The sequence below is a fragment of the Streptomyces zinciresistens K42 genome (assembly GCF_000225525.1).
Classification (GTDB): domain Bacteria; phylum Actinomycetota; class Actinomycetes; order Streptomycetales; family Streptomycetaceae; genus Streptomyces; species Streptomyces zinciresistens.
The window spans coordinates 1-17,447 of the sequence record NZ_AGBF01000142.1 but is presented as its reverse complement, the minus strand read 5'-3'; the positions used below and the strand labels follow the sequence as shown (position 1 = coordinate 17,447).

The following is a 17,447-nucleotide window of genomic DNA, read 5'->3' as shown; positions in this document are numbered from 1 at the left end:
ACCGGGGCGGCGGGCGGCGGCAGGTCGGTCTGCCGGGAGGCCGGGGGCGCCGCGGAGGTGCCGGGGGCGGGTGGCCGGGGTGCGGCGCCGCGCGGGGCGTCCGCGCCGTCGCCGTCCAGGGGCGGGACGGGAGGGCGGCGCGCTTCCGTGCTCATGCACCCCCCGTTTCCTCGTGTCCGGGCCGTTCTCGCGCGCGGAGCCGTCGTTCGGCGTGCCGGCCGCCCCGCCCGGTACGACTCGTCCGACCAGGCACGCATACCCGCACCGGAGGAGCGTCATCCCGGCGCGGCGAACGGCCGGGGACGTCCCCCCCTGCGTGCGCGTCACTCTACGGGTTGATGCCGGGCGAACGGGAACCAGTCGGCGACCCCGCGCACATCTGCCCGGAACGTCCCCCTACCCTGCGGTAATCCCGTCTGGCAGGCTTCGTTCATGACTGCGCGCGCCGCCGACCGGGCCCGTTACGACCGGGCCACCGCCCCTCTCGACGCCCCCCTCGCGATCGTCGACCTCGACGCCTTCGACGCGAACGCGGACGATCTGGTCCGCCGGGCCGGCGGGAAACCGATCAGGGTCGCGAGCAAGTCCGTGCGCTGCCGGGCGCTGCTCGAACGCGTCCTGGCGCGGGACGGGTTCGCGGGCGTGATGTCCTTCACCCTCGCCGAGTCGCTGTGGCTGGCCCGCTCCGGCTTCGACGACGTGATGCTCGCCTACCCGTCCGCCGACCGTGCCGGGTTCGCCGAGCTGACGAGCGATCCCAAGCTCGCCGCGGCGGTGACCGTGATGATCGACGACCCGGCGCAGCTCCGGCTGATCGACGAGGCGCGGGACGGCGGGCGCGAAGTGGTGCGGGTCTGCCTGGAGTTGGACACCTCGCTGAAGCTGCTCGGCGGCCGGGTGCGCGTCGGCGCCCGCCGCTCGCCGCTGCACTCCCCCACCCAGGTCGCCGATCTGGCACGGCTGATCGCCGGGCGGCCGGGGTTCGAGGTCGTCGGGATCATGGCGTACGAGGGGCACATCGCCGGGGTCGGCGACGCCGTGGCGGGGCGGCCGCTGAGGTCGCGGGCGGTACGGCTGATGCAGGCCGCCGCGCGCCGGGAACTCGCCGAGCGGCGGGCCGCGGTGGTGCGGGCGGTCCGGGCGGTGGCGCCGGGGCTGGAGTTCGTCAACGGCGGCGGGACGGGCAGTGTGCAGTTCACCGCGGCCGAGGACTGCGTGACCGAGATCGGCGCGGGGTCGGGCCTGTACGTGCCCCGGCTGTTCGACAACTACACGTCCTTCAGCGGCCGTCCGGCCGCGCTGTTCGCCCTGCCGGTGGTGCGCAGGCCGGGCGTCGGCGTGGTGACCGTCCTGGGCGGCGGCTACCCGGCCTCGGGCGCGGCCGGAGCCGACCGGCTGCCGGTGCCGTACCTGCCCGAGGGGCTGCGCTACGACTCCCAGGAGGGGCCCGGCGAGGTGCAGACGCCGCTGCTCGGCGCGCCGGCCGACGATCTGCTGCTGGGCGACAAGGTGTGGTTCCGGCACGCCAAGGCCGGTGAGCTGTGCGAGCGGTTCGACACCCTGAGTCTCGTGGAGGGCGACACGGTGACGGCGACCGTGCCGACGTACCGCGGCGAGGGCCACACCTTCCTGTAGCCGTCCCGCGCCGGGAGCCGTCGGCCGCCCGGCCCCCGGTGCGTACGGGCGCGCGTCCGCCGGGCGGCGGTGCCGCGCCCCCGCCTCCCCGACCGCGGGGGCCGGTCACAGCGGGGTGACGTACGCCCCCGAGATGCCGCCGTCGACCAGGAAGTCGGTGGCGTTCACGAAGGAGGAGTCGTCGCTGGCCAGGAAGGCGACGGCGGCGGCGATCTCGTCGGCCTCGGCGAACCGGCCGACGGGGATGTGCACGATGCGGCGCGCGGCCCGCTCCGGGTCCTTGGCGAACAGCTCCTGGAGCAGCGGGGTGTTGACCGGTCCCGGGCACAGGGCGTTGACGCGGATGCCGTCGCGGGCGAACTGCACGCCGAGTTCCCGGGACATGGCGAGCACGCCGCCCTTGGAGGCCGTGTAGGAGATCTGCGAGGTCGCCGCGCCCATCCGGGCCACGAAGGACGCGGTGTTGATGATGGAGCCCCTGCCCTGCCGCCGCATGTAGGGGATGGCGGCCTTGCAGCACAGGTAGACGGAGGTGAGGTTGACCTCCTGGACGCGCTTCCAGGCGTCCAGGCCGGTCTCCAGGATGGAGTCGTCGTCGGGCGGTGAGATGCCCGCGTTGTTGAAGGCGACGTCGACGCTGCCGTAGGTGTCGTACGCCGTCCTGAACAGCGCCTCGACCTGCTCGGGGTCGGTGACGTCGACGTTGACGAAGATGCCGCCGACCTCCTCGGCGGCGGCCTTGCCGCGCTGCTCGTCGACGTCCGCGCAGACGACGTGGGCGCCCTCGGAGGCGAGCCTGCGGGCGGTGGCGAGGCCGATGCCGCTGCCGGCGCCGGTGACGACGGCCGTGCGGCCGACGAGGCGGCGGCAGACGGGGGCCTCGGGGGTGCCTCCGGGGGAGGCGGCGGTCTCTGCGGTCACTGTGCGGGGCCTTCCGTGCTGATGAAGACGTTCTTGGTTTCGGTGAAGGCGGTCAGGGCGTCCGGTCCCAGCTCGCGTCCGATGCCGGACTGCTTGAAACCGCCGAACGGGGTCCAGTAGCGCACGCTGGAATGGGAGTTGACGGACAGGTTGCCGGCGCGCACGGCCTGGGAGACACGCAGCGCGCGGCCGATGTCCCGGGTCCAGAGGGAGCCCGAGAGGCCGTAGTCGGTGGCGTTGGCGAGGGCCACGGCCTGCGCCTCGTCCTCGAAGGGGATGAGTACGGCGACGGGGCCGAAGACCTCCTCGACTGCGACGGGCGCCCCGGGGTCGACGCCGGTCAGGAGTGTGGGCGGGAACCAGAAGCCGGGCCCCTCGGGGGCCTTGCCGCGGATGCCCTCGGCGCCGTCGGGGACGTACGCGCGCACGCGCCGCAGCTGGGCCGCGGAGATCAGCGGGCCCATGTCGGTGTTCTCGTCGGCCGGGTCGCCGACCGTGACGGCCTCCAGGGCGGGGCCGAGCAGGTCGAGGAAGCGGTCGTGGACGGAGCGCTGGACGAGGATGCGGGTGCGGGCGCAGCAGTCCTGGCCGGCGTTGTCGAGGAAGGACATGGGGGCCGCGGCGGCGGCGGCCTCCAGGTCGGCGTCGGCGAAGACGATGTTGGGGCTCTTGCCGCCGAGTTCGAGGGTGACGCGCTTGAGGCGGGCGGCGCCCCTGGCCAGGACCTGCCTGCCCACGCCCGTCGACCCGGTGAACACGATCTTCGCGACGCCGGGGTGTTCGACGAGCGCGCCGCCGGTGACCGGGCCGTGGCCGGGCAGCACCTGGAACAGGCCCTCCGGGAGCCCGGCGGCGAGGGCCAGTTCGGCCAGGCGCAGCGCGGTCAGCGGGGTGGTCTCGGCGGGCTTGAGCAGGACCGCGTTGCCGGCCGCGAGGGCGGGCGCGGTGGCCCAGGCGGCGATCGGCATCGGGAAGTTCCAGGGGGCGATGACGCCGACGACACCGAGGGGTTCGAGGATCGTGACGTCGAGGCCGCCCGCCACCGGGATCTGACGGCCGGTCAGCCGCTCCACTCCCCCGGCGGCGTAGTCGAGCAGGTCGCGGACGTTGCCGGCCTCCCAGCGGGCGTTGCCGATGGTGTGCCCGGCCTCGCGGACCTCCAGGGCGGCCAGTTCCTCCAGGTGCGCGTCCACGGCGGCGGCGAACCGGCGCAGCAGGCGGGCGCGTTCGCCGGGCGCGAGCGCGGCCCACGCGGACTGCGCCTTCGCGGCCCGTACGACGGCGGCGTCCACGTCGGCCGCCGTCGCGGCGGGGACGGTGGCGATGACCTCCTCGGTGGCGGGGTCGAGTACTTCCAGTACGTGCTCGGCGGACAACTCGGCGGACAAGGGTGCCTCACATGCGTTCGAAGGAGCGGCGCAGTTCCCAGTCGGTGACGGCGGCGTCGAAGGCGTCCAGCTCCACGCGCGCCATGTTGCGGTAGTGGGCGACCACCTCGTCGCCGAAGGCGGCCCGCGCGATCGGGCTGTTCTCCCAGAGTCCGGCCGCCTCGCGCAGGGTGGTGGGGACGTGCTCGAAGCCGGCCGTGTAGGCGTTGCCCGCGCAGGGGTCGGGGAGTTCGAGCTCGTGCTCGATGCCGTACAGCCCGGCGGCGACCAGTCCGGCGACGGCGAGATGGGGGTTGACGTCGCCGCCGGGGAGGCGGTTCTCGAAGCGCGTCGAGCGGCCGTGGCCGACGACGCGCAGGGCGCAGGTGCGGTTGTCGTGCCCCCAGGCGACGGCGGTCGGGGCGAACGAGCCGGGCTGGAACCGCTTGTAGGAGTTGATGTTGGGCGCGTACAGGAGGCAGAAGTCGCGCAGGGCGGCGAGCTGTCCGGCCAGGAAGTGGCGCATGACGTCCGACATGCCGTCCGGGCCGTCGCCCGCCATGGCGTTGTCGCCGGAGGCGTCCGCGAGGGAGAGGTGGATGTGGCAGGAGTTGCCCTCGCGCTCGTTGTACTTGGCCATGAAGGTGAGCGAGACGCCCTCCTGCGCGGCGATCTCCTTGGCGCCGGTCTTGTAGACGGCGTGCTGGTCGCAGGTGACCAGGGCGTCGTCGTACCGGAAGGCGATCTCGTGCTGGCCGGGGTTGCACTCGCCCTTGGCGGACTCCACGGTGAGGCCGGCGGCCGCCATCTCGTTGCGGATGCGGCGCAGCAGGGGCTCGATGCGGCCGGTGCCGAGGACCGAGTAGTCGATGTTGTACTGGTTGGCCGGGGTCAGTCCCCGGTAGGCCGCGTCCCACGCCTGCTCGTAGGTGTCCCTGAAGACGATGAACTCCAGCTCGGTGCCCACGTTGGCGGTGAATCCGTGCTCGGCGAGGCGGTCGAGCTGGCGGCGCAGGATCTGGCGGGGCGCGGCGGCGACGGGCGAGCCGTCGTTCCAGGCGAGGTCGGCGACGAGCAGCGCGGTGCCCTCGTTCCAGGGCACGCGGCGCAGGGTGGCGAGGTCGGGGTGCATGGCGAAGTCGCCGTAGCCGCGGTCCCAGGAGGACATGGCGTAGCCGTCGACGGTGTTCATCTCGGTGTCCACGGCGAGCAGGTAGTTGCAGCCCTCGGTGCCGTGGTGGAGGACCTCGTCGAGGAAGAAGCGGGCGGCGAACCGCTTGCCCTGGAGCCGCCCTTGCATATCGGGGAAGGCCAGGACGACAGTGTCGATCTCACCGCCGGCGACGAGGGCGTGCAGCTCCTCGACGCTCAGCGGGGGTGTGCGGTCTGCCACGGGAGAGCCTCCTTCGGCTACGTCGGTCAGCCGTGAGCCATAAGGTATTGCGCAGGACCATTGATTGGGAAGGGGGTCCGGCGACATGTCGCAGGCGGGCACGGGGCACGGCGGGGCCGACGACCGGCTGACGCCGGTGCTGCGCCCGGTACGGGCCGGCAACGGATTCGAGGAGGCCCTGGAGCAGATCCTCCAGGTCGTCCGGCTCGGCCTGGTGCCGGGCGGCGAACGGCTGCCCGCGGAGCGCGAGCTCGCCGAGAGGCTGGGCATCAGCCGGGTGACGCTGCGCGAGGTGCTGAAGGTGCTCCAGGACCAGGGGCTGGTGGAGTCGCGGCGCGGCCGCTACGGCGGCACGTTCGTGCTCGCGCGCACCGAGACGCCGGGCGAGGAGGAGCTGCGCCGCCGGCTGAAGGACGTCGACGTCGAGGACACGCTGCGCTTCCGCGAGGTCCTGGAGGTGGGGGCGGCCGGGCTCTGCGCGGCGCACGGGCTCGGCCGGGCGCAGGCGGACCGGCTGCGCGAGGCGCTGGCGCGCACGCAGGACGCCCCGCTCGCGGACTACCGCCGCCTGGACACGCTGCTGCACCTGACGGTCGCCGAACTGTCCGGCTCCCCCTCGCTCACCGCGCAGTACGCCGCGGTACGGGCGAGGGTCAACGATCTGCTCGACTGCATCCCGCTGCTCGTGCGCAACCTGGAGCACTCCCAGCGGCAGCACGCGGCGCTGGTGGAGGCGGTCGTCGAGGGCCGTGCCGAGCAGGCCAGGGAGATCATGCGCGAGCACTGCGGGGGCACGGCGGCGCTGCTGCGCGGCTTCCTCGGCTGAGCGGGCACCCCCGCAGGACCCGGCCCGGCCCCCCCCGTGAGCCCGGATTTACCTCCGATTAACGCACGGGTATTGCCATCCGCCGCCCGGCACCGCAAAGGTATGCATCCATTCCATTGAGCCGGAGCCCGGTCGACCCCACGGTGCCCGGAGATGCCCGGTGTCCACCGCACGCGGGGAGTTGGCCCATGTCCCTCGAATCCACGAACACCCCTCCCGAGGCGGAGGCGGACGACTATCTGCAACGCAGGGCGCTGCGCCGCGGCAGTGCCGGCTGGGTGCTGCTGACCGGCCTCGGTGTCGCCTACGTCGTCTCGGGCGACTACTCGGGCTGGAACTTCGGCCTCGCCGAGGGCGGCTTCGGCGGGCTCGCGATCGCCATGGTGCTCATGGGCGCGATGTACGCCTGCATGGTCTTCGCGCTCGCCGAGCTGTCCTCGATCCTGCCGACGGCGGGCGGCGGCTACGGCTTCGCCCGCCGCGCGCTCGGCCCGTGGGGCGGCTTCCTCACGGGTACGGCGATCCTCATCGAGTACGTGCTGGCGCCCGCCGCCATCGTCATCTTCATCGGCGACTACGTCGAGTCGCTCGGCCTGTTCGGCCTGGAGTCCGGCTGGCCGATGTACCTGGTCTGCTTCGCGATCTTCCTCGGCATCCACCTCTGGGGCGTCGGCGAGGCGCTGCGCTTCAGCTTCGTCGTCACCGGGATCGCCGTGGCGGCCCTGCTGGTGTTCGTCCTGGCGGCGCTGCCCGCCTTCTCCTTCGGCTCGCTGGACGACATCCCCGTCGACACCTCGGCGCTCGGGTCCGGCTCCTGGCTGCCGTTCGGACTGCTGGGCATCTGGGCGGCGTTCCCGTTCGGGATGTGGTTCTTCCTCGGCGTCGAGGGCGTGCCGCTGGCCGCGGAGGAGACCCGGGACCCCGCCCGTACGCTGCCCAAGGCGATCCGCTGGTCGATGGGCATCCTGGTGGTGCTGGCCGTGGTCACGTTCGTCGCGGCGGCCGGGGCGCGCGGCTCGGCGGCGATCCAGGACGCCGGCAACCCGCTGGTGGCGGCGCTCCAGCCGGACGGCGAGGCGACCGCCCTGAGCCGGGTCGTCAACTACGCCGGTCTCGCGGGCCTGGTGGCCTCCTTCTTCTCGCTGATCTACGCGGGCTCGCGGCAGCTGTTCGCGCTGTCCCGGGCCGGCTACCTGCCCCGCTTCCTGTCCCTCACCAGCCGCCGCAAGGCGCCCTACCTCGGTCTGCTGGTGCCGGGCACGATCGGCTTCCTGCTGGCGGCGGTGTCGGGCAACGGCGCGCGGATGCTCAACATCGCCGTGTTCGGCGCGACCATCTCCTACGCGCTGATGTCCCTCTCGCACATCGTGCTGCGCCGCCGGGAGCCGGAGCTGCCGCGGCCGTACCGTACGCCGGGCGGCACCCTGACGTCGTCGGTGGCGCTGGTGCTCGCCTGCTCGGCGCTGGTGGCGACGTTCCTGGTGGACGTGACGGCCGCGCTGATCGCGCTGGCGGTGTACGCGGTGGCGACGGCGTACTTCGGCCTGTACAGCCGCAAGAGGCTGGTCGCCAAGGCGCCGGAGGAGGAGTTCGCGGCGCTGGCGGCGGCCGAGGCAGAGTTGGCGCGGGACTGAGGAACCGGACGTGAGGGAGTTTTCGTGACCAGGCCGTTGATCGGGGTCAGCACCTACCTGGAGGCCGGTGCGCGCTGGGGCGTGTGGGAGCTGGAGGCCGCACTGCTGCCGGTCGGCTATCCGCGCCTGGTGCAGCGGGCGGGCGGCCTGGCCGCGATGCTCCCGCCGGACGACCCGCAGTACGCGGCGGCGGCCGTGGCGCGCCTGGACGGGCTGGTCATCGCGGGCGGACCGGACGTGGAGCCGGTCCGCTACGGCGCGGAGCGCGAGCCCCGCACGGGACCGCCCGCGCCGGAGCGCGACGAGTGGGAGCTGGCCCTGATCGACGCCGCGCTCGGCGCGGGGGTGCCGCTGCTCGGCATCTGCCGCGGCATGCAGCTGCTGAACGTCGCGCTCGGCGGCACGCTCGTCCAGCACATCGACGGGCACGCGGAACGGGTGGGCGTCTTCGGCGGCCACGACGTCAAGCCGGTGCCGGGGACCCGGTACGCCGAGGCGGTGCCCGAGGCCGCGTACGTCCCGGCCTACCACCACCAGGCCGTGGACCGCCTCGGCGCGGGCCTGACCGCCTCGGCGTACGCCGCCGACGGCACGGTCGAGGCCGTGGAACTCCCCTCCGCCCCCTGGGTCCTCGGCGTGCAGTGGCACCCGGAGATGGGCGGGGACCTGCGGGTGATGCGCGCACTGGTGCGGGCGGCGGCCCGCGCCGCCTGACGGCCCGCCGGTCCGTGCGCGTCAGCTCCGGGTCAGGGAGAGCAGGTCCCTGGCCGGGCCCACGGGCCGGTGGCCGGTGGGCCAGACCGCCCGCAGGTCGCGGGCGAGGGAGACGTCCGCCAGCGGGACGGCGACCAGGCGCCGCATCGCCAGCTCCTCCCCGACGGCGAGTTCGCTCAGGACCGCGGGTCCCGCGCCGCTCACCGCCGCCGCCTTGACCGCCGTGGTGGACGACAGCTCGATCAGCGGCCGGGCCAGGCCGCCGAGCGCGGCGTCCAGCACCTGCCGGGTCCCGGAGCCCGTCTCCCGCAGGATCAGCGGGGTCGCCGCGAGCTCCGGCGCCTCCAGGGGGCGCCGCCGCCGGGACCACGGGTGCCCCGGCGCGGTCACCACGACGAGGCTGTCGTGGGCGATGACCACGGAGTCCAGCCCCGTCGGCACCGTCAGCCCCTCCACGAACCCGAGGTCCGCCTCGTCCGCCAGCAGCCGCCCGGCCACCGCCGCGGAGTTCCCGGCGTGCAGCGAGACCGCGGTGTCCGGGCGCTGCGCCCGCAGCGCGAGCAGCCAGCCCGGCAGCAGATACTCCGCGATCGTCATGCTCGCCGCGACCCGCAGCCGCGAGTCGCGCCGCACCCGCAGCGCCTGCGCGCCCGCGTCGAACGCCTCCGCGGCCTCCACGATCCGCCGCGCCCAGTCCGTGACCAGCGCCCCCGCGTCCGTGAGCCGCGACCCGCGCGGCGACCGGTCCACCAGCGCCACCCCCAACTGGCGTTCCATGGACCGGATTCTGCTGCTCGCCGCAGGCTGGGTGATCCCGAGTTCCCGGGCCGCCCCGCCGAGGCTGCCGAGCCGCGCCACGGCGAGCAGCAGTTCCAGGGCCCCCAGGTCCGGGACCCGGTGCGCCACGCCCCCGGAGCGGGACCGCCCCTCCGCCTCCTCAGTCATAAGACCAGTTTATGTCGCCATAGAGAGGCGGTCCCTGGCGGGCGGGGGCGGCCGCCCGCAGGCTGCGGGCATGGTCACCACCGTCCGTCACCTCGGACCCCACTGGTACGCCGCCGTCATGGGCACCGCCGCCGTCGCCACCGCGAGCGCCGCGCTGCCCGTGACCCCGCCGCCCCTGCTGCGCCCCGCCGCCACCGCGGTGTGGGCCCTGTCCCTGCTGCTGCTCCTCGCCCTGCTCACGGCGCGCGCCCTGCACTGGGCCCACCACCGCGACCAGGCACGCGCCCATCTCCTCGACCCGGCGGTGGCACCGTTCTACGGCTGCCTGTCCATGGCGCTGCTGGCCGTCGGCGGCGGCGCGCAGACCGTCGGCCGGGACTGGACCGGCGCCCGCGCCGCGCTCGCCCTGGACGCCGTGCTGTACACCGCCGGTACGGCGATCGGGCTGGCGGCGGCCGTGGCCGTGCCGTACCTCATGGCCGTGCGCCATCGGCCCCGCCTCTCGCAGGCGACACCCGTGTGGCTGCTGCCCCTGGTCGCGCCGATGGTGTCGGCGGCGCTCGGCCCGCGCCTGGTGCCCCGCCTGCCGGCCGGGCAGGCCCGCGCGACTCTGCTCCTCGCGTGCGTGGCGATGTTCGGGCTGAGTCTGCTGGCCACCTCGCTGATGCTGCCGCTGGTGTTCGCCCGGCTGCTCACCGGCGGCCCCCTGCCGCTCGCCCTCACCCCGTCGCTGTTCCTGGTCCTGGGCCCGCTCGGACAGTCCACCACCGCCGTGGGCGCCTTCGCCGACGCCGCCCCCGGGGTGGTCCCGGCACCCTACAGCGACGGCTTCGGGGTGCTGGCCGTGCTGTACGGGGTGCCCGTGATGGGCTTCGCGCTGCTGTGGCTGGGCCTCGCCTGCGCGCACGTCCTGCGCGCCCGGCGGCACGGGATGGGGTTCGCGATGACCTGGTGGGCGTTCACCTTCCCGGTCGGCACCTGCGTGACCGGCGCGGCGGCGCTCGCCCGCCGCACCGGGCTCCTCGTGTACGACGGGCTCGCCGTGGCCCTGTACGCGCTCCTCGTCGCCGCCTGGGCCGTCGCCGCGGTCCGCACCGCGCGCGGCCTGCTCAGCGGCGCGCTGCTCGCAGCGCCCCGGACAGCACCCGCGGTGCCCGCGCGAGCGACGGCCCGTACCACGTGAGGTGCCGGCCGCTGACCGGCGCGCAGGGCAGCGGGGCGAACGCCTCGGGGCCGTCGTCGGCGGTGAAGCGGTAGGGCTCGTCGGGAAGGACGACCAGGTCCGGACGGGCCGCCCGCAGCTCCTGGAGGGGGACGCGCGGATAGCGCTCGGGGTGCCCGGCGTACAGGTGGTGCACCCCGAGGCGGGCCAGGACGTCGCCCGCGAAGGTGTCCCGGCCGAGCACCGTCCAGGGGCGCCGCCAGATCGGCACCACGGCCGTCGTACGGCGCTCCGGGACCGGCGGTGCGGACCAGGTCCGCGCGGCCTCGTCCAGCCACCGCGGGCGGGTGCGCACCCCGCAGGCGGTCAGCACCCGGTCCAGTTCGGTGAGGGCCTGCGGCACCGTGCGCACCTCGGTCACCAGGACCTCGGTCCCGGTGGCGCGCAGGGCGGCGAGGTCGGGCTCGCGGTTCTCCTCCTCGTTGGCGATCACCAGATCGGGGGCGAGCGCCGCGATCCGCTCCACGGCCGGGTTCTTGGTCCCGCCGACGCGGACGACGTCCAGGCCCGCGGGGTGGCTGCACCAGTCGGTGGCGCCCACCAGGACGCCGGGCGCGGAGAGCTCGACGGCCTCCGTCAGCGACGGCACCAGGGAGACGGCCCGCATCAGCGTCCCGGCCGGTCCCGGACCGCCTCGATGTGCTCGGCCACCGCCACGACGACGACGCGGGTGTCCGCCACGGTCGCGCGCCAGCGGTGGCGCACCCCGCCGGTGAGGTACAGGGTGTCGCCGCGGCCCAGCCGGTAGGCGCGGCCCTCCGCCTCGATCTCGACCGCGCCGTCGGCGACGTACATCAACTGGTCGTTGCGGTACTGGAACTCGCGGCCCGCGTCGTGGTCGCCGGTGAACTCCGAGGCGTGCATCTGGTGGTGACCGCGCACCAGGGACCGCGTCCGCGGCTCCGGCGCGAGCTCGGTGGTGTCGGCGCGCACGACGTCCACGCTGCACGCCGGGTCGGCGGCGGCGAGGAGTTCGACGGCGGTGGTGCGCAGCGCGTCGGCGACCTTCTCCAGGGAGGAGGTGCTGGGGCGGGCCCGGTCGTTCTCGATCTGGCTCAGGAAGGGCACGGACAGGCCGCTGCGCTCGGCCACGACGGCGAGGGTGAGGTCCAGCGCGCGGCGCCGCCGCCGTACGGCGGCCCCCACCCGGAGGGGCTGTTCTTTGTGGTCGCCCATCGCTCCGGCTCCCTCCTTCGCTCGTCGGTCCACTGTCCTCGCGCCCGTTGCCCGGCGCACACCTTCTGTTGAGTTCTCTGCACCCTACGCATGTCCGGCAAACCGTTGCACCCGCCCGTCGCGTCGGCGACGCGCCGGGGCGGGCACGGCCCGCCGGTTACGCCCGCGGAACGGGCGCCCGCGCGTCACCGCCCGGTCGCGGACCCCCGCCGGCCGCCGTGACGACGGCCGGCCGCCACCGTCTGTTCCATAATCGCGCACTTCCCCGTGTTCCGGCCCCGTTCGCGCGCATCGCCGGGCCGGAGGGACGGCGCGGGCGGCGCGGGCAGTCGCGGGGCCAGAGGTGCGACCCGGGCGGCGCGGGGAGTCGCGGGGGCCGGCAAGTCGGGGCCCGCCGCGGGCCGTTGCCCGCACCACGTCGGTCCGGGCGGGGAGACGGCGCCGCGTGGTCGGCCGGACCCTTGCCGTGGCCGTCCCGGGGTCGTGCGCGAAGACCACGAGGGGCGGGCCCGCCGTACGGAGGGGAAGAACGTACGGCGTGACCCGCCCTCGGGCGGCGGCGGTCGGGTCCGTCAGGTCACCCGGCCGCCTGGTCCTCGTCCCCCTGTCCGGCGACCGGGGCCCACTTGTCGGCCAGTCCGGGGTTGCGGTCGAGCCAGGCGCGCACCGCGTCCTGCTCCTTGCCCTTGCCGGCCTTGCTGATCTGCGACTCCAGGCCGGTCAGCTGCTTCTCCGTCATCGAGAAGTCCTTGAGCCAGGCGCCGACCTCGGGGTTGTCGGAGGCGAAGCCCTTGCGGGAGAGGGTGTGCACGCTGTCGCCCTTGCCCCAGGCGCCCTTGGGGTCCTTGAGCTTCTTCAGCTTGTAGTCGCTGTACGCCCAGTGCGGGGACCAGAGCGTGACGACGATCGGCTCCTTCTTGGCGTACGCGCGCTTGAGCTCGGCGAGCATGGCGGGCGTCGAGCCGTCCACGACGTCGTAGGAGCCCTTCAGGCCGTACGCCCCGAGCACCTTGTCCTTGAGCAGTCCCATCATGCCGGCGCTCGGCTCGATGCCGACGATCTTGCCCTTGAAGGCCGACGACTTGCCCTTGAGGTCCGCCAGGGAGTTCACGTCCTTCATGTACGCGGGGACGGTGAGCTCCAGGGAGGTGGGGCTGTACCAGGAACCGAGGTCGTCGAGCTGCTTGCCGTACTTCTTCCAGTACTCGGCGTGCGTGGTGGGCAGCCAGGAGTCGGTCTGGAAGTCGATCTGGCCGGTGGCGAGGCCGGTGTAGAGCGGGCCCGCGGCGTACTGGGTGGTGGACACCTCGAAGCCGCGCCGTTCCAGGAGCTCCTTCCACAGGAAGGTCGAGGCGATGCCCTCGTCCCAGGGGATGTAGCCCAGCTTGATCTCCTTGCCCCGGCCGATGTCCGTGGCGGACGCCTCGGCGGTGCCGGAGGACGGTCCGAAGACGCCCAGGCCACCGGCGACGAGGGCGAGCACGGCGACGCCGGCGACCGCGACCACGGGGCGCGGGCGGTGGCTCCACACCGTGACGCCGCTCGCGGCGCGGGCCTTGGCGGAGGCGCGGCGGCCCAGCGGGGAGATCTGCGCGCCGAGGGCGCCGGTGATGCGGTCCAGGTAGATGGCGAGGACGACGATGCCGACGCCCGCCTCGAAGCCGAAGCCGATGTCGAGCTGGCCGATGGCCTCGTTGACCGCGCCGCCCAGGCCGCCGGTGCCGACCATGCCGGCGATGACCACCATCGACAGGCTCAGCATGATGACCTGGTTGATGCCCGCCATGATCGTCGGGAGGGCGAGCGGCAGCTGGACCCGCAGCAGGGTGTCGCGGCGGGTGGTGCCGAACGCCTCGGCGGCCTCCACCAGCTCGGCGTCGACCTGGCGGATGCCGAGTTCGGTCATGCGGACGCCGGGGGCGAGCGCGAAGATCAGCGTGGCGATGACGCCGGCGGCGGTGCCCAGGCCGAAGAAGAGGATGGCCGGGATGAGCAGGACCATCGACGGCATGGTCTGGAGCAGGTCGAGGACGGGCCGAAGGGCGGCGCTGACGGTCCTGGACCGGGCGGCCCAGATGCCCAGCGGCACCGAGAGCACCAGGGCGATGAGAGTGGCGACCAGCACCAGGGCGAGCGTCGACATGGCCCGCTCCCACAGGTCGAGCGAGTCGACGAGCACGAACCCGCCGAAGGCGAGCACCCCGGCGACCAGCCCGCGCAGCCACCAGGCCAGTACGGCGAGGATGCCCGCGAGGAGCAGCGGCTCGGGGGCCGTCAGGACGGCGTTGACGCCGTCGTACATGCCCTCCACGACGGCCTTGACCGCGTCGAAGAGCCAGCCCATGTGGGTGACGAGCCACTGCACACCGGAGTCGGCCCAGTCGCCGAGCGGGAGCCTAGGCATGGGCGGTCACCTTTTCCTCGGGGCGGTCGCAGGGCGAGGGATCGGCCGCCTCGTCGCCGAGGAAGCCGACCAGGCTCCGGCGGTCGACGGCGCCGACGACCCGGCCGCCGCCGTCGACCACGCGGACGGGGTGCGACAGCCGGGCGCTGAGCGCGCACAGCTCGGCGAAGGTGGTGTCGGGGGCCGCGGTCTCGCAGGCGCAGCGCGGGGCGTCCGCGGTGGCGCCGGTGTCCATGAGGGCGCTCGCGGTCAGCACCCGGGTGCGGTCGACGTCCTGGATGAAGGAGGCGACGTAGTCGTTCTCCGGGCGCAGCAGGATGTCCTCGGCGCTGCCGGTCTGCACGATGCGGCCGTCGCGCATGACGGCGATCCGGTCGCCGAGCCGCATGGCCTCGTTGAGGTCGTGGGTGATGAAGACGATGGTCTTCTTCAGGGTCTGCTGGAGCTGGAGGAGCTGGTCCTGCATGTCCCGGCGGATCAGCGGATCGAGGGCGCTGAAGGACTCGTCCATCAGCAGCAGGTCGGCGTCGGTGGCCAGGGCGCGGGCGAGGCCGACGCGCTGCTGCATGCCGCCGGACAGCTCGTCGGGCCAGGACTCCTCCCAGCCGCCGAGACCGCACAGCTCCAGCGCCTCGGCGGCGCGCTTCTCGCGCTCGGCGCGGGGCACGCCCTGCACGGCGAGGCCGTAGGCGGCGTTCTCCAGCACGCTGCGGTGCGGGAAGAGCGCGAAGTGCTGGAAGACCATGCTGATCTTCCGGGCGCGGACCGCGCGCAGGTCGCGGTCGCTGAGCGCGGTCAGGTCCTGGCCGTCGAAGCGGACGTGACCCGCGGTCGGCTCCAGGAGTCCGTTGAGCATGCGCAGCAGCGTGGACTTCCCGGAGCCGGACAGGCCCATGACGACGAAGATCTGGCCGGGCTCCACCGTGAAGGAGGCGTCGATCACGGCGGCGGTGGTGCCGTCGGCGCGCAGCTCCTCCCGGTCGGCTCCGGTGCGGAGCCGTTCGACAGCCTCGGTCGGTCGTCTGCCGAACACCTTGTACAGATGGTCGGCCTCAAGCCTGGATGACACGGGTACCTCTTGTCTCGGCGGCGGATGGTCGGTGCGACATGCGCGGCAGTGGCGCAGGGGGCGTCGCTCCGGGAGCGCGCCTGCCCCACACGCCCGCACACAAACGCACAAGTGGTCCAGCCCACAGGCCGCCACGCTGTGCGACGGGGCGGTCACGGCGGGGGCGCTGTCGGTGCCGTGCGGCATGATGCGTGGCGTGACCGGACGACTGATGCTCCTCGACACCGCCTCGCTTTACTTCCGCGCCTACTTCGGCGTGCCGGACTCGGTGCGGGCCCCGGACGGCACCCCGGTGAACGCCGTGCGCGGGCTCCTCGACTTCGTCGACCGCCTGGTGCGGGACCACCGGCCGGACGAGCTGGTGGCCTGCATGGACGCCGACTGGCGGCCGCGGTGGCGCGTCGACCTCATCCCGTCGTACAAGGCGCACCGCGTCGCCGAGGAGCGCGCGGCGGGACCGGACGAGGAGGAGGTGCCCGACACGCTGTCGCCGCAGGTGCCGGTCATCGAGGCCGTCCTGGACGCGCTCGGCGTCGCGCGGGTGGGCGTCGCGGGCTACGAGGCGGACGACGTGATCGGCACGTTCACCGCGCGGGCGAAGGGCCCGGTGGACATCGTCACCGGCGACCGCGACCTGTACCAGCTGGTGGACGACGGCCGCGGGGTGCGGGTGCTGTACCCCCTCAAGGGCGTCGGCACCCTCCAGCTGACGGACGAGTCGTGGCTGCGCGGGAAGTACGGCGTCGACGGCCGGGGGTACGCGGACCTGGCGCTGCTGCGCGGCGATCCGAGCGACGGCCTGCCGGGGGTGCCCGGGATCGGCGAGAAGACGGCCGCGAAGCTGCTGGCGGAGTTCGGCGACCTGGCCGGGATCATGGCGGCGGTCGACGACCCGAGCGCGCGGCTCACCCCGTCGCAGCGCAGGCGCCTGGACGAGTCGCGGCCCTATGTCGAGGTGGCCCCGACCGTGGTGCGGGTCGCCTCCGACGTGCCGCTGCCGGAGGTCGCCACCGCGGTTCCGCGCGCCCCGCGCGACGCGGCGGCGCTGGACGGGCTGGCGGCGCGCTGGGGACTCGGCGGGTCGCTGCGGCGGCTGCTCACGACGTTGGCGGAGTGAACCGAGCGGCCGGACGAGTGAATGAGACGACCGATGCGGGGGAATTCGTCCCGTAATTCATCTCCTCGCGCTTTCCCCCTCCTCCGGGGGGAGATGCTAACTTAGGTAAACCTAAGCTTGGAATGAGGGAGGCCGTCATGGCAGAACGCCCTGCCCGCAAGCCGCAAAGGCCCCGCTCCGCGCAGGTCGTCCGTACCGAACGGCTGACCCCGCACATGCAGCGCGTGGTGCTGGGGGGCGCGGGTCTCGCCGACTTCGCGGCGGACACCTGCACCGACCACTATCTGAAGATCCTCTTCTCCCCCGAGGAGGGCGTGCGCTACCCCGAGCCCTTCGACCTGGAGCGCATCCGCGCGGAGCTGCCGCGCGAGCAGTGGCCGGTGACCCGTACGTACACCGTGCGCGCCTGGGACCCCGAGCACCGTGAGCTGACGGTGGACTTCGTGATCCACGGCGACGAGGGCGTCGCGGGCCCGTGGGCGATGCGGGCCCGGCCCGGCGAGACCGTGCGGTTCATGGGCCCCGGCGGCGCCTACGCCCCGGACCCGGGGGCCGACTGGCATCTGCTGGTCGGGGACGAGAGCGCGCTGCCGGCGATCGCCCGCGCCCTGGAGTCCCTGCCCGACGGCGCCACCGCCCACGCGTTCGTCGAGGTCGCCGGGCCCGAGGAGGAGCAGAAGATCGACTCCGACGCCGAGGTCGTCTGGCTGCACCGCGGCGCGCGCCGGGTGGGCGAGGCCCTGGTCGAGGCGGTGCGCTCGCTGGAGTTCCCCGAGGGCCGGCCGCACGCGTTCGTCCACGGCGAGGCGCACTTCGTGAAGGAACTGCGCCACCTGCTGCGCGTCGAGCACGGCCTGTCCCGCGAGGACCTGTCGATCTCCGGCTACTGGCGGCTCGGGCACAACGAGGACGGCTGGCAGGCGTCCAAGCGCGACTGGAACGCGCGGATCGAGGCGGAGCAGGAGGGTGCCGCCCCGGCGGCGTAGGCTCCCGGGCTCCCTCCCCCGCGGGGCGGCGCGCGGGG

General features: G+C 74.1%; 15 protein-coding genes. 7 read left to right on the top strand and 8 right to left on the bottom strand.

Annotated elements, in window-relative coordinates; translation table 11 throughout:
• Positions 1-432 precede the first annotated feature (432 nt).
• Complete coding sequence (locus tag SZN_RS27320) at positions 433-1,635, top strand: amino acid deaminase/aldolase (protein WP_007501151.1); 1,203 nt, start codon at positions 433-435, stop codon at positions 1,633-1,635.
• A gap of 105 nt (positions 1,636-1,740) precedes the next feature.
• On the opposite strand, the gene SZN_RS27315 is transcribed toward SZN_RS27320, so the two are convergent.
• Genes SZN_RS27315 through SZN_RS27305 form a run of 3 tightly spaced genes read right to left on the bottom strand, consistent with a single transcriptional unit; the run spans position 1,741 to position 5,316 of the window.
• A complete protein-coding gene (locus SZN_RS27315) occupies positions 1,741-2,556 on the bottom strand; it encodes a 3-oxoacyl-ACP reductase (RefSeq protein WP_007501149.1) in 816 nt (271 codons plus the stop codon).
• Positions 2,553-3,944: an aldehyde dehydrogenase family protein gene (locus tag SZN_RS27310; protein ID WP_007501145.1), complete on the bottom strand. Its 1,392-nt coding sequence runs from the start codon at positions 3,942-3,944 to the stop codon at positions 2,553-2,555. Before SZN_RS27310 ends, SZN_RS27315 begins: the two co-directional genes overlap by 4 nt.
• 7 nt (positions 3,945-3,951) lie before the next feature.
• Positions 3,952-5,316 (bottom strand): glutamine synthetase family protein, encoded by a 1,365-nt coding sequence (locus SZN_RS27305; protein ID WP_007501143.1) that lies wholly within the window; start codon positions 5,314-5,316, stop codon positions 3,952-3,954.
• An 85-nt stretch (positions 5,317-5,401) separates the two neighbouring features.
• Between SZN_RS27305 and SZN_RS27300 the strand changes: the two genes are divergently transcribed.
• The 3 genes from SZN_RS27300 to SZN_RS27290 all read left to right on the top strand — a co-directional run bounded on the left by SZN_RS27300 (position 5,402) and on the right by SZN_RS27290 (position 8,490).
• On the top strand, positions 5,402-6,142 hold the full coding sequence (locus tag SZN_RS27300) for a FadR/GntR family transcriptional regulator (RefSeq protein ID WP_007501142.1): 741 nt from the start codon (positions 5,402-5,404) through the stop codon (positions 6,140-6,142).
• Positions 6,143-6,330: 188 nt separating this feature from the next.
• Positions 6,331-7,776 (top strand): ethanolamine permease, encoded by a 1,446-nt coding sequence (gene eat / locus SZN_RS27295; protein WP_007501141.1) that lies wholly within the window; start codon positions 6,331-6,333, stop codon positions 7,774-7,776.
• 24 nt (positions 7,777-7,800) lie between these two features.
• The gene (locus SZN_RS27290; RefSeq protein WP_043733414.1) at positions 7,801-8,490 is read left to right on the top strand and encodes a gamma-glutamyl-gamma-aminobutyrate hydrolase family protein; all 690 of its coding nucleotides are present in this window, start codon (positions 7,801-7,803) and stop codon (positions 8,488-8,490) included.
• 21 nt (positions 8,491-8,511) lie between these two features.
• Here the strand turns inward: SZN_RS27290 and SZN_RS27285 are convergent, their stop codons facing one another.
• On the bottom strand, positions 8,512-9,435 hold the full coding sequence (locus tag SZN_RS27285) for a LysR family transcriptional regulator (protein ID WP_043733411.1): 924 nt from the start codon (positions 9,433-9,435) through the stop codon (positions 8,512-8,514).
• A gap of 70 nt (positions 9,436-9,505) precedes the next feature.
• On the opposite strand from SZN_RS27285, the gene SZN_RS27280 reads away from it, so the two are divergent.
• Positions 9,506-10,618 carry a TDT family transporter gene (locus SZN_RS27280; protein WP_007501137.1) on the top strand — a complete coding sequence of 371 codons (1,113 nt, stop codon included), beginning with the start codon at positions 9,506-9,508 and terminating at the stop codon, positions 10,616-10,618.
• Here the strand turns inward: SZN_RS27280 and SZN_RS27275 are convergent.
• The 4 genes from SZN_RS27275 to SZN_RS27260 all read right to left on the bottom strand — a co-directional run bounded on the left by SZN_RS27275 (position 10,545) and on the right by SZN_RS27260 (position 15,306).
• The gene (locus SZN_RS27275; protein ID WP_007501135.1) at positions 10,545-11,264 is read right to left on the bottom strand and encodes a helical backbone metal receptor; all 720 of its coding nucleotides are present in this window, start codon (positions 11,262-11,264) and stop codon (positions 10,545-10,547) included. The genes SZN_RS27280 and SZN_RS27275 overlap by 74 nt on opposite strands.
• Positions 11,264-11,833: a helix-turn-helix domain-containing protein gene (locus SZN_RS27270; protein ID WP_007501133.1), complete on the bottom strand. Its 570-nt coding sequence runs from the start codon at positions 11,831-11,833 to the stop codon at positions 11,264-11,266. Before SZN_RS27270 ends, SZN_RS27275 begins: the two co-directional genes overlap by 1 nt.
• Before the next feature lie 577 nt (positions 11,834-12,410).
• The gene (locus SZN_RS27265; protein ID WP_007501131.1) at positions 12,411-14,237 is read right to left on the bottom strand and encodes an ABC transporter permease/substrate binding protein; all 1,827 of its coding nucleotides are present in this window, start codon (positions 14,235-14,237) and stop codon (positions 12,411-12,413) included.
• Positions 14,230-15,306: a quaternary amine ABC transporter ATP-binding protein gene (locus SZN_RS27260; protein ID WP_007501129.1), complete on the bottom strand. Its 1,077-nt coding sequence runs from the start codon at positions 15,304-15,306 to the stop codon at positions 14,230-14,232. Before SZN_RS27260 ends, SZN_RS27265 begins: the two co-directional genes overlap by 8 nt.
• A gap of 211 nt (positions 15,307-15,517) precedes the next feature.
• Between SZN_RS27260 and SZN_RS27255 the strand changes: the two genes are divergently transcribed.
• Both SZN_RS27255 and SZN_RS27250 read left to right on the top strand, forming a co-directional pair.
• Positions 15,518-16,423, top strand: coding sequence for a 5'-3' exonuclease (locus SZN_RS27255; protein ID WP_007501127.1), 906 nt, complete (start codon positions 15,518-15,520; stop codon positions 16,421-16,423).
• 137 nt (positions 16,424-16,560) lie between these two features.
• Positions 16,561-17,409 carry a siderophore-interacting protein gene (locus SZN_RS27250; protein ID WP_007501125.1) on the top strand — a complete coding sequence of 283 codons (849 nt, stop codon included), beginning with the start codon at positions 16,561-16,563 and terminating at the stop codon, positions 17,407-17,409.
• The last annotated feature ends 38 nt before the right edge of the window (positions 17,410-17,447 follow it).

Bases quoted from the DNA above. Each gene is read 5' to 3' on its own strand.
- SZN_RS27320 (WP_007501151.1), top strand. From the start codon at position 433: ATGACTGCGCGCGCCGCCGACCGGGCCCGTTACGACCGGGCCACCGCC.
- SZN_RS27300 (WP_007501142.1), top strand. From the start codon at position 5,402: ATGTCGCAGGCGGGCACGGGGCACGGCGGGGCCGACGACCGGCTGACG.
- eat (WP_007501141.1), top strand. From the start codon at position 6,331: ATGTCCCTCGAATCCACGAACACCCCTCCCGAGGCGGAGGCGGACGAC.
- SZN_RS27285 (WP_043733411.1), bottom strand. From the start codon at position 9,435: ATGACTGAGGAGGCGGAGGGGCGGTCCCGCTCCGGGGGCGTGGCGCAC.
- SZN_RS27280 (WP_007501137.1), top strand. From the start codon at position 9,506: ATGGTCACCACCGTCCGTCACCTCGGACCCCACTGGTACGCCGCCGTC.
- SZN_RS27275 (WP_007501135.1), bottom strand. From the start codon at position 11,264: ATGCGGGCCGTCTCCCTGGTGCCGTCGCTGACGGAGGCCGTCGAGCTC.
- SZN_RS27270 (WP_007501133.1), bottom strand. From the start codon at position 11,833: ATGGGCGACCACAAAGAACAGCCCCTCCGGGTGGGGGCCGCCGTACGG.
- SZN_RS27265 (WP_007501131.1), bottom strand. From the start codon at position 14,237: ATGCCTAGGCTCCCGCTCGGCGACTGGGCCGACTCCGGTGTGCAGTGG.
- SZN_RS27255 (WP_007501127.1), top strand. From the start codon at position 15,518: ATGCTCCTCGACACCGCCTCGCTTTACTTCCGCGCCTACTTCGGCGTG.
- SZN_RS27250 (WP_007501125.1), top strand. From the start codon at position 16,561: ATGGCAGAACGCCCTGCCCGCAAGCCGCAAAGGCCCCGCTCCGCGCAG.